The organism is Bacillus sp. FJAT-29790, from assembly GCF_019039215.1.
Lineage (GTDB): Bacteria > Bacillota > Bacilli > Bacillales > Cytobacillaceae > Cytobacillus.
Window position 1 is genome coordinate 2,714,888 of the sequence record NZ_JAHNZZ010000001.1, and the last position, 11,299, is coordinate 2,726,186.

Annotated in this window: 8 protein-coding genes and 1 tRNA gene; 3 read left to right on the top strand and 6 right to left on the bottom strand. The window is 38.8% G+C overall.

The window, feature by feature from the left end; genetic code table 11:
* Positions 1-170 precede the first annotated feature (170 nt).
* Complete coding sequence (locus BGM26_RS12780) at positions 171-1,103, top strand: 1,4-dihydroxy-2-naphthoate polyprenyltransferase (protein WP_217040189.1); 933 nt, start codon at positions 171-173, stop codon at positions 1,101-1,103.
* A gap of 409 nt (positions 1,104-1,512) precedes the next feature.
* Positions 1,513-2,265, top strand: coding sequence for a TraR/DksA C4-type zinc finger protein (locus BGM26_RS12785; RefSeq protein WP_217040190.1), 753 nt, complete (start codon positions 1,513-1,515; stop codon positions 2,263-2,265).
* 113 nt (positions 2,266-2,378) lie between these two features.
* On the opposite strand, the gene BGM26_RS12790 is transcribed toward BGM26_RS12785, so the two are convergent.
* The 5 genes from BGM26_RS12790 to glgB form a co-directional block, all read right to left on the bottom strand.
* Positions 2,379-4,766 (bottom strand): glycogen/starch/alpha-glucan phosphorylase, encoded by a 2,388-nt coding sequence (locus BGM26_RS12790; protein ID WP_217040191.1) that lies wholly within the window; start codon positions 4,764-4,766, stop codon positions 2,379-2,381.
* Positions 4,756-6,207 carry a glycogen synthase GlgA gene (glgA, locus tag BGM26_RS12795; RefSeq protein WP_217040192.1) on the bottom strand — a complete coding sequence of 484 codons (1,452 nt, stop codon included), beginning with the start codon at positions 6,205-6,207 and terminating at the stop codon, positions 4,756-4,758. The genes BGM26_RS12790 and glgA overlap by 11 nt, the downstream gene beginning before the upstream one ends.
* Positions 6,204-7,232 (bottom strand): GlgC family sugar phosphate nucleotidyltransferase, encoded by a 1,029-nt coding sequence (locus tag BGM26_RS12800; RefSeq protein WP_217040193.1) that lies wholly within the window; start codon positions 7,230-7,232, stop codon positions 6,204-6,206. The genes glgA and BGM26_RS12800 overlap by 4 nt, the downstream gene beginning before the upstream one ends.
* A gap of 418 nt (positions 7,233-7,650) precedes the next feature.
* Complete coding sequence (locus tag BGM26_RS12805; protein ID WP_217040194.1) at positions 7,651-8,796, bottom strand: glucose-1-phosphate adenylyltransferase; 1,146 nt, start codon at positions 8,794-8,796, stop codon at positions 7,651-7,653.
* Entirely contained in the window at positions 8,714-10,678 is a 1,965-nt protein-coding gene (glgB, locus tag BGM26_RS12810; protein ID WP_483297779.1) for a 1,4-alpha-glucan branching protein GlgB, read from the bottom strand. Before glgB ends, BGM26_RS12805 begins: the two co-directional genes overlap by 83 nt.
* A gap of 232 nt (positions 10,679-10,910) precedes the next feature.
* Here glgB and BGM26_RS12815 point away from each other — a divergent pair, with 232 nt between their 5' ends.
* Entirely contained in the window at positions 10,911-11,108 is a 198-nt protein-coding gene (locus BGM26_RS12815) for a hypothetical protein (RefSeq protein ID WP_217040195.1), read from the top strand.
* A gap of 133 nt (positions 11,109-11,241) precedes the next feature.
* On the opposite strand, the gene BGM26_RS12820 is transcribed toward BGM26_RS12815, so the two are convergent.
* Positions 11,242-11,299 (bottom strand) — tRNA-Glu (locus BGM26_RS12820).

An 11,299-nucleotide genomic window follows, 5' to 3' on the forward strand; every position in this document is an offset into this window, starting at 1 on the left:
CCCTTTTCCGACTTTTCTAAAGGGATTAATTTTTGGATATCCATAAAGTTTCTAATCATTACTTTTTTGACAGTTCAAACATTATTCGTTATAATAAATAGGTTTGATAAAAGAATTTCTATGGTATTATAATCAGAAATTTTAATATAGATGACAAGGGGAGAGTTTTCATGCAACCACAGATGAATACAAGTTTTCCACCTTCCTCCAATTTAAAAAACTGGAAAATTTGGTGGCGGTTAACAAGACCTCATACGCTTACGGCTGCTTTTGTTCCTGTTTTGCTTGGCACTGCCTTAGCCATTCAACAAACCAATATTCACTTTGGCATGTTTTTTGCCATGTTGCTAGCAAGTTTACTTATTCAAGCTGCTACGAATATGTTTAATGAATATTATGATTTTAAAAGAGGGCTTGATAATGAGTCATCGGTAGGAATAGGGGGGGCCATTGTCCGTGATGGCATTAATCCTCGAACCATTCTAACACTTGCCTTTTCTTTATATGGTGTGTCCTTATTAATTGGGATTTATATTTGTATGAACAGCAGCTGGTGGCTTGCTCTCATCGGAGTCATCTGTATGGTAGTTGGCTATTTATATACAGGGGGGCCTCTGCCAATTGCCTATACTCCGTTCGGAGAAATCTTTGCTGGATTTTTCATGGGAATGATGATTATTCTTATTTCCTTTTTTATTCAAACAGGAACTGTATCCACGACCAGTGTTTTAGTTTCGATCCCAATTTTTATTCTTGTCGGTGCCATTTTATTAGCAAATAATATCCGGGATCTTGATGGCGATAAAGAATTCGGCCGGAAGACACTGGCTATCTTATTAGGCCGTAAAGGAGCCATAAAATTACTGGCTGGAATGTTTATTCTTTCTTTTACATGGGTGTTTATCCTGATTGCTATGAATATTATTTCTCCATGGCTAGCCATTGTGATTCTAAGTGCACCAAAGGCCATTAAAGCAACAAAAGGATTTATCGGCAAATCAATCCCTATTCAAATGATGCCTGCCATGAAAGCCACAGCCCAAACAAATACCATTTTTGGATTTTTATTATCAATCGGTTTATTTTTGGGGTATTTTTTATAGACTGTTTTCGTAAAGTTAGTTGTTTTTAGAATGTAATTTTCATTTAATAATCTGAGTTGATTGGAGCGGAGGGCACTTGACTCCTGCGGGAAATAGAGGGAACCGGGAGACCCGCAGGCGGTAACGCCGAGGAGGCTCCCGTCCCTCCCCGCGGAAAGCAAGTGCCCGCAGCGGAAATCAACGGGCTAACTTTGTAGGCTATGACATCAATATATGCGAAAACAGCCTTTTTATAAGTTCATTCATCCTAGCCTTTGCATATTAGCAAAGGCTTTTTTTATTTTTCAAAATCAACAGCGTGACAATTATTCCGACATGATTTTATCGATTAGGATCATACTAAACCAATAAGGCTTCGTGATTCTTTCCAGTTAATGAAGAATCGACTTAGATAAGGATGTGTTAAAAGATGTTAACAAATGAGCAGCTTGAACAATTGAAAAAACAATTGAAAAATGAACAAAAATCTTTAGAAGCAAATTTAGACAAGAATAAGGCGGGAAGCCTCGAGAGTGTAAATGCGAGAGAAACTGTCGGAGAATTGTCGATATATGATAATCATCCTGCAGACATGGGGACTGAGCTATATGAACGTGAGAAGGATTTTGCTTTGGAGGAGCATCATGATTCTGAGCTAAATAAAGTCAATGCCGCTTTACTGGCGATTGATAATGGTTCATACGGAAAATGCAAAGTGTGTGGAAACGACATTCTCTTTGATCGTCTCGAAGTTCTTCCTTCTACCTTATACTGTAAAGAACATAGTCCGGAACAACATATACCTGGAGACCGTCCGGTAGAAGAAGATGTTCTTGAGCCTGCACATGGGAATACGTTTCAGCACCATCAATTTAGAGAAGTTATTGATAATGAAGACAGTTTCCAAGAGGTAGCGCGCTACGGCACGTCTGAAACCCCATCGGACCTTAGAGGGGATTACGAGGATTACAATTCGCTTTATAATGAAGGACATGATGATGAGGGCTTCACAGAGGATTATGAAACATTCATTGGGAGCAATCTAGAAGGAACAAACAGAAAAGTTTACCCTTCGAAAAAACACGAGGAATACGAAGCAATGCTTGATAAGGCAGGAACTGAAACATCGTTTGGCGATGTCCCATATCACCGAACAGACGGTTATGTGGACGATCATGATTAATATCCAATTAGTAAAGAGCACCAACACTTGTTTGGTGCTCTTTTTCGGGGAAATCAAGAGGAGTTTTACCTCACGATACCCCTTTTCCTCTTTTCGGTCAATGAAAATGTTTTTTATAATGTCTGTTTAATTTTCCAAATTTCCTTAGCGTACTCACTAATCGTCCGATCACTGGAAAAATAACCAGACTCTGCAATATTCACCAAACTCATTTTTAACCAATGATCTTGATTTTCATACGTTTTTCCTGCCTGCTCCTGGACATTAACATACGAATCAAAATCTTTGAGCACGAAATATTGATCATTTTCCATTAACAATGAATCAAAAATCAGATCAAATTCACCTTCTGTATCAGGGAAAAAGCCATTGGTAAGTTGATCGAGCACTTGACGGATTCGCTTATCATGATGGTAATACTCCATCGAATGGTAGCCGCCATCATTTAATACTTCTTCCGCTGTCAGTCCAAAGATAAAAATGTTTTCAGAACCGACCTTTTCTTTAATTTCAACATTGGCTCCATCAAGAGTTCCAACAGTGAGTGCACCATTCATCATAAATTTCATATTTCCTGTACCCGATGCTTCTTTGCTTGCTGTTGAAATTTGCTCGCTTACATCTGCAGCAGGAAATATGTCTTCGGCAAGCGACACACGGTAATTCTCAATAAAAATAACCTTTAGCTTGTCGTTCGTCCTTGGGTCTTTATTTACTTTTTCCGCTACGGAATTAATGAGTTTAATGATTTTCTTCGCATAGTAGTATCCCGGAGAGGCCTTTGCTCCAAAAATAAAGGTGCGTGGATACATTTGGAAGCTAGAATCCTCTGTAAGTCTGTTATATAAATACATGACATGCAAAATATTTAGGAGCTGTCTTTTATAGGCATGAAGCCGTTTCACTTGGACATCAAAAATGGATGACGTGTCCACAGCAATTCCCGTCTGTTCACTTATCCTTCTAGCGAGCCTTTCCTTATTCTGCTTTTTAATTAAGGATAGCTGTTGAAGAAAAGTACTGTCTTCTTTAAATTGAGCTAATTGCATTAACTGTCCGGGCTCTCTGATCCAGTCATTCCCTATTCGATCTGTTATCAAGTTGGCGAGAAGGGGATTCGCTTTTAAAAGCCATCTTCTATGAGTAATTCCATTTGTTTTATTATTAAACTTTTCAGGAAAAATTCGGTAAAAGGAATTCATTTCCCTCTTTTTTAAGATTTCCGAATGAAGAGCGGCCACCCCGTTGACGCTCGAGCTACCGACAAGTGCAAGATGTGCCATTTTCACCTGGTTATGGGCAATAATCGCCATGTTTTCAATATGATTCCACTCACCCGGATAAAGCGCCCACAGCTGCTTACAAAAACGCTCATTGATTTCATTTACAATCATAAAAATACGCGGTAGCAAGGGCTGAAAAATTCTTACTGGCCATTTTTCAAGGGCCTCTGATAAGGTCGTATGATTCGTATAGGAAATCGTATGAACGGTAATATGCCAGGCATCATCCCAGCCCATTCCTTCTTCATCCATCAAAATGCGCATCAACTCTGGAACAGCAAGTACAGGATGGGTATCGTTAATATGAATGCTAATATGATCATGAAAAGCAGTTAATTCCCCATATTGTTTTCGATAAGTGCGAACAATCGATCGGAGGCTTGCCGACACAAGAAAATATTGCTGCTTTAATCGCAGAATTTTCCCCTCATCATGTGTATCATCTGGATATAAAAATTCTGAAACAGCCTCCGTTTCCTGTTTATACTTTAAAATATCCTTATGGATGGGTGATGGTGAAGATTCCGCACTCCATAACCTTAGCGTATTAACAGTCTCAGTCTGATAGCCTACGACCGGCATTTCATAGGGAACAGCTGTGATCATTTCCCCATTCACATGGCGAAAGACAATTCGACCATTTTCCTTACTGCTTTCAACATTTCCCCAAAATGGTACCTCAACTGATAAATCAGCTCTCCTTACCTCCCATACATGGCCATGCCGAAGCCATTGCTCGGGAAGCTCCACCTGGTAGCCATCGACGATTTTCTGCTCGAATAAGCCATGCTTATAACGGATTCCACAGCCATGTCCCGGTAAATTTAAAGAAGCCAAAGAATCCATAAAGCAGGCAGCTAATCTTCCAAGTCCACCGTTTCCAAGGCCAGCATCCGCTTCTATTTCTTCAAGTCTGCCCAGGTCAATTCCTAAATCCTCCAGACCGTCCTTAACGACGCCTTCTAGCCCTAAATTCAAGAGATTATGATGAAGCAGGCGACCTAGCAAGAACTCAATTGACAAATAATAAACCTGCTTTTCCTTCGCCATGCGGTACCGCTCATTTGTATTAATCCATCCGGTGCTTACATATTCCCTAATCATATTGCCAAGGGTATAATAATGATCCCGTTCTGTACTCTCTCCAAAACTTTTGCCGCACATCATCTCAAGCTTTTTTAAAAAGGCCTCTTTAAATTTCTCTTTACTAGAAAACATGACTTTCACTCCTAGAAACGAGTTCCGCGTATAACTTGTTATACTTAAAGGCCGATTGCGCCCAGCTAAAATCCATTGCCATCGCATTTTTCACAATAGGTTCCCAATACATTTCTTCTCTATAAAAACCGAGCGCTCTCCGAATCGTATACAGCATGTCATGTGCATTAAAATGGCTAAAGGAGAAGCCATTTCCTTCGCCGGTAAGTTCATTAAACGCCTGAACCGTATCATTCAAACCGCCCGTTTCCCTAACAATTGGAATCGCTCCATACCTCATAGCAATCATCTGGCCAAGCCCGCATGGTTCGAATTTCGATGGCATTAGGAATATATCGGCCCCGGCATAAATTTGGTGAGCAAGCCCTTCATCAAAGCCAATGTAGGCTTTGCATTTATTCGGAAAAGCGATTTCCATCTCCCTGAAAAATTGTTCAAATTCATCGTCTCCTGTGCCAAGAACGAGAAATTGAACATTCTCTTGCATCAAATCATGAAACACACATTTAACAAGGTCAAGGCCTTTTTGCTCTGTCAGTCTCGTTACCATAGCAATAAGAGGAGTGTTCAATTTTTGCGGCAGCCCGAATTGTCTTTGTAATTGTGATTTATTAGTATGTTTTTTTTCTATTTGTTCTGTACAGTAGCGTTCGAAAAGGAATGGGTCTTTTTTTGGATCATAAAATCCTTCAGCAATCCCATTTAATATTCCTTCCAAATCTGCTGCCCTTTTTTGTAATAATTCATGAAGCTTTTCTCCATAATAGGCAGTTTGAATCTCATCCTTATATGTAGGACTAACCGTCGTAATTCGATCGGCTGATACAATCGCACCTTTCATAAAATTAATGTTGCTGTAGAACTCCAGTTGATCGACATGGAAATGCCTTTCACTTAGGCCTAACAAATCACCAAGGGCTTCTTTCGGCATGATCCCCTGAAATTGAAGATTATGAATCGTAAACACGGTTCGGATAAGCCCATATCCCTTCTTTGACTGATATTCAACCCTTAGCAGAAAAGGAATCATTCCCGTATGCCAATCATGACAGTGAATTACATCCGGATAAAAGTTAATATACGGTAAAGAATCTAAAACAGCCCGATTGTAATAGGCAAACCGCTCCCCATCGTCAAAATATCCGTACAATTTTTCCCGATTAAAATAATACTCATTATCCACAAAATAAAACGTAATTCCTTGAAATTCTAACTCTTCAATTCCGCAATATTGATTTCTCCATCCTACATCAACAGTGAATTCAGTTTTCTTTTCCATTTGCGATTGAATTTCATTTGAAATCGAACCGTATTTCGGCAAGATAACCCTAACATCAGTCCCCTGTTTCACTAGTTCCATCGGCAAAGAACCAGCTACATCTGCCAAGCCTCCGGATTTTACAAATGGAACACATTCAGATACAACAAATAATACTTTCACGAATTCATCAGCGCTCCTTGTACAGTGCCTTTACGGATGACATATGGCGTTTCGCTCGTACCTGCCAATATGGTACCTGGCTCGATCTTTACATCTTTATCTAAAATCACAGAGTCTAAAATACAATTTTCACCTATTTGACTTTTTTGCATAATAACGCAGTTTTTCACGACGGAACCTTTCCCGATCTTAACCCCCCGCGAAATAATACTATTATCAACAGTGCCCTCGATTTGACAGCCATTTGCGATCATCGAGTGATGGACAGAAACGCCTTTTAAATACCGTGTTGGAGGTTCATCCTTCACTTTTGTGTAGATTGGCTGGGTCTTTAGAAAAAGGTTTTTCCATACTTGAGGATCAAGAAGATTCATACTTGCTGAGAAATAAGAATCTATAGAATCAATCATTTCCGCATAGCCTTCATACTCGTAGCCACAAATTTTGTAAGAGTGACTAATATCAGAAACAACATCATTCATGCAAGAATACCCTGTCACATCCCTGGATTTTATTAGCTCTATAAGCAATGAAGTCTTGACTAAATACATTTCTAATGACCTTGCACCCTGATGAACCTCTGTAATATCACAACCTGTCAAAATATGTCTTTCTAACACCGGCCTAAAGTCCATATTAAAGACCGTGTAACAATTGGAAATGAGTGCATATTCCTGCTTACTGCGATGAAAGTAATCCAAATTGGCTGCAAAATGATTGAATGAACCAATTCTTTTCTTCGCCCCATCGATTATTGGAGACGGGAAAAAGAAAAGGCCATCTCGTTTTCTATTTAAATCCCAATTTTTCCCCGAACCCAAATGATCCATTAATGAACGATATTGGAACTTAGGGAAAATAGCTACACTTTCAATATTTGAGTTAACCATGTTTGAAAGGACAAAATCAATGAGTCGGTATCTTCCTGCAAAAGGTACCGCAGCGAGTGACCTGTGAGCCATTAGTTCTTCCAATTCCTCATGATAAGTTGTAGCATCTATAACACCCAGCAACCGATTCTTCAATACCATACCCTCCTGTTTAAAATGTGCAAGGCGCCTGCCTGTCAGCGATAAGTCATTCGAGCCGACGGCGCTTTCTCCTAAAATCATTACTTAATATTTTTGTGATGATTTTTTTCATTGCTTTCCTAGGGAAGCTTATATTATCTATTTTTCAGGGTGTTTTCGGTAAACTTTGTTGTTTTTACAATTGTTTCAATATCTGTCTTTATACCCGATTAAACCCTAGTTATTATTCGGTAACGGTCCAATAGAGCTGGTCTATTAGCCTTTGAACATAGGATTTCTCCACTAGCGGTCCAATAGAATCACTTAAAGAGCCCTAAAAAGGGTACACACGAACCACGTGAGTTGTTTCAAAGTAGAAATCCTTAGATGATGAATATTTCGAAAATAGCATCCCCTAAAAAAGAGCCAATTTTTAAAGAATAAATTCCTGCAACATTTCTTCCGACACCAAAATAATTTCGTCTGTGCTTTCAGATGCTCTGATCACGGTTCCATCTGGTACCTTCATATTCGGGGGTACGATAGCTTTTTCAATAAAAACGTTTTTTCCTATTACAGCATCAGGCATGACCACAGATTCACGGATTATAGAACCCTTCCCAACTGTTACTCCCTGAAAAAGGACAGACTTCTCTATATCCCCCTCAATCGTGCAGCCTTCATTAATCAATGACTCCACAACTTCCGCTTCAGATGAAAAATATTGCGGAGGATGATTGGGATTAACGGAAGAAATTCTCCAATTATAATCAAACAGGTTCAATTCGCATTCTTCATCTAATAGATCCATGTTCGCTTCCCAAAGACTTTTGACTGTACCAACATCCTTCCAGTAGCCTTTGAATGGGTAAGCAAATAACCCTTTCTTATCCTCGAGCATCGCAGGAATAATATCCTTCCCAAAGTCATGGCTTGATTTAGGGTTACGATAATCCATTTCTAAATATTCTTTTAGAAGCGGCCAGTTGAATATGTATATACCCATTGATGCAAGATTATTTTTTGGAAAATCTGGTTTTTCATCGAACTCAACTACTTTCATATCGTCATTTGTATTCATGATTCCAAATCTGCTTGCTTCGTGCCATGGGACTTCAATAACAGAAATAGATGCATCCGCAGCTTTTTCGATATGGTAATCAAGCATCATTTCATAGTCCATTTTATAAATATGGTCACCTGACAAAATTAATACATATTCAGGGTCATATTGTTTTAAATAATTGAGATTTTGATAGATTGCACTTGCAGTTCCGGAGTACCATTTCACCCCAGAAGACTCACTATAAGGGGGAAGAACGGTTACTCCGCCATTTTTACGGTCTAAATCCCATGCACTACCGATTCCAATATAGGAGTTCAAGACAAGCGGCTGATATTGGGTCAATACCCCTACTGTATCAATGCCTGAATTCGTACAGTTACTTAAAGTGAAATCAATAATACGATACTTCCCTCCAAATGGAACGGCTGGTTTAGCTAGGTTCTCTGTTAAGGAATGAAGCCTGCTTCCCTTCCCTCCTGCTAACAGCATGGCTACGCACTTTTTCTTTCCCATTCCCTTTCCTCTCCTTCCGATGTTTTACGGGACGCAAAATAGATAGGCCAAATGGCGAAATTTTCATTTTTATTGAGTGTGGTTTCCCGTGAAATTCTTCATTTTTTGTTTTTAAGACCTTTTTATTGATCCAATCAGAACCGCCAAACACGTCCCGATCACTATTGAAAATTTCCCGGTAAGAACCTTCCTTTGGGACACCAATCTGATAATCCTGATAAATCTCTTCAGTAAAATTACAGACAACTACAAGATGTTCATCTTCTTTGAAGCCTTTTCTAATAAATGAAAAAATGGACTGCTGATGATTATTAACATCAATCCATTCAAAACCATTATGAATATGATCTAATTCATAAAGCGGTTTTGAGCGTTTATATACTTTTAAGAGTTCTTTTACAAAAGTATTTATTTTTTGATGCATATCATAGTCAAGCAAATTCCAGTCCAATTCTTCTTTATCTTTCCATTCATCAAACTGACCAATCTCAGCCCCCATAAACAGCAATTTCTTTCCAGGATGAGCGATCATATAGCCAAGGAGCAACCTAAGCTGAGCGAATTTTTGCCAGTAATCTCCCGGCATCTTATTCAGGAGCGATTTTTTCCCATGAACAACTTCATCATGGGAAAGCGGAAGAACAAAGTTTTCTGTAAAGGCATATAAAAGGGAAAAGGTCATTTTCCCATGGACGGATGTACGTGATTCCGGACTCGTTTCCATATATGAAAGAATGTCATTCATCCAGCCCATATTCCACTTGTAATTGAAGCCTAGCCCTCCATAATGGACAGGTGCGGTGACATTTGGCCAATCCGTCGAATCTTCGGCCATCATTAAGACCTGCGGATCATTCTGAAGCACAGTCTGATTTAGTTTTTGCAAAAATTGAATTCCAAAAGGATTTTCATGTTTGTCATCGCGATTTGGCCAATAAATCATATTTGCAACTGCATCCAGCCTAAATCCATCGATATGGTAATACTCCATCCAAAAAAGGGCATTTGAAATTAAAAAGCTTTGGACTTCATTTTTCCCAAGGTCAAAATTAGCTGTGCCCCAAACTTGATTCTCCCGATCACCTGTCGTTTTATAATCAAATAAATAGGAACCATCAAACCGGTATAAACCATGATCATCTTTACAAAAATGGCCCGGAACCCAATCGAGAATAACCCCAATCCCACTTTGATGGCATTGATCAATAAAACACATAAAGTCATGAGGATTTCCGTACCTGCTTGTAACTGAATAATAACCTGTCCCCTGATAGCCCCATGAGGCATCGAGCGGATGCTCTATTAATGGCAGTAACTCAATATGGGTAAATCCATGCTCGACTACATAGGGAATTAATTCAGCTGCTAATTGCCTATATGAAAGAAATGCTCCATCCTTATGCTTCTTCCATGATCCCAAATGGACTTCATAGATTGCCATTGGCTCAGCCAACATATTCTTCTTCTCTTTTTTCTGCATCCAATTTTGATCATTCCATTTGTATCCTTCCATTGAATAAACAATCGATGCAGTCCCTGGTCTTAATTCGGAATAAAAACTAAAAGGATCTGACTTTAGCAGTTTTTTACCTTCCCGCGTTATCATTTCATATTTATATAAAGCCCCCTCTAAATTTTGTTCGACTAAGATGACCCAAACACCCTCATTATTCACTCTATGTAAGGGGTACCCTTCTCCATTCCAATCATTAAAATTTCCGACTAATCTAATAAATTTAGCGTTTGGTGCCCATAAACAAAACCGTGTATAAACCTTTCCATCCTTTTTGATCACATGCGCACCAAATAGACGATAGCTTTCATATAGCGTCCCTTCATGAAACAGGTGCAACTGATAATCGGTTGGAAATATCGTATTCACTGCAATCTTCTCCCCACCATGCTTTTCTATATATTTTTACTACCCTGTTTATATTCGTTTGACGGTAGAAATGTCCTTGTAAAAGTTTTCTTAGTTTTATGACATTATGTTTAACAATCTGTAAATTTTCGTATGTATTCATTTAATTTCTTGCCTTTTCGACATAAATTTGAACAATAAAAGACACAATAAAACAAAGAATGCAAGTGAAATTGAAAGGTGGAATAATAATTTGAGCATAGAAGAAGACGAATATTTGTTAAATGAAGCAGCTAAAAATGAAGTGAAAATCCCATTATTCGAAGCGCCAGATGGAAAAATCCTAGCAACAGGTGAAATGTTCAGAGGACCTTATACTGGTATAAATTCTGAAATCGATTTAAATAACCCAGGAAGGAAGCTAGCGGATCATGAAATGAAGTTTGATTAAGCGGTGCGGTAATTTACTGTTATTTTCGGATTATAGAACTTAAGTGGGTGATAGAGGATAAAATGAAGTCTAAGTATATAAAAATATCAAACAAAAAAGCTGCCAACCAATGGTTGCCAGCTTTTCCGTATGACCCCTACGGGATTCGAACCCGTGTTACCGCCGTGAAAGGGCGGTGTCTTAACCGCTTG

Excerpts from the sequence above, each read along its gene's own strand:
- BGM26_RS12805 (WP_217040194.1), bottom strand. The coding sequence starts at position 8,796 with ATGGGAAAGAAAAAGTGCGTAGCCATGCTGTTAGCAGGAGGGAAGGGA.
- BGM26_RS12780 (WP_217040189.1), top strand. The coding sequence starts at position 171 with ATGCAACCACAGATGAATACAAGTTTTCCACCTTCCTCCAATTTAAAA.
- BGM26_RS12790 (WP_217040191.1), bottom strand. The coding sequence starts at position 4,766 with ATGTTTTCTAGTAAAGAGAAATTTAAAGAGGCCTTTTTAAAAAAGCTT.
- BGM26_RS12785 (WP_217040190.1), top strand. The coding sequence starts at position 1,513 with ATGTTAACAAATGAGCAGCTTGAACAATTGAAAAAACAATTGAAAAAT.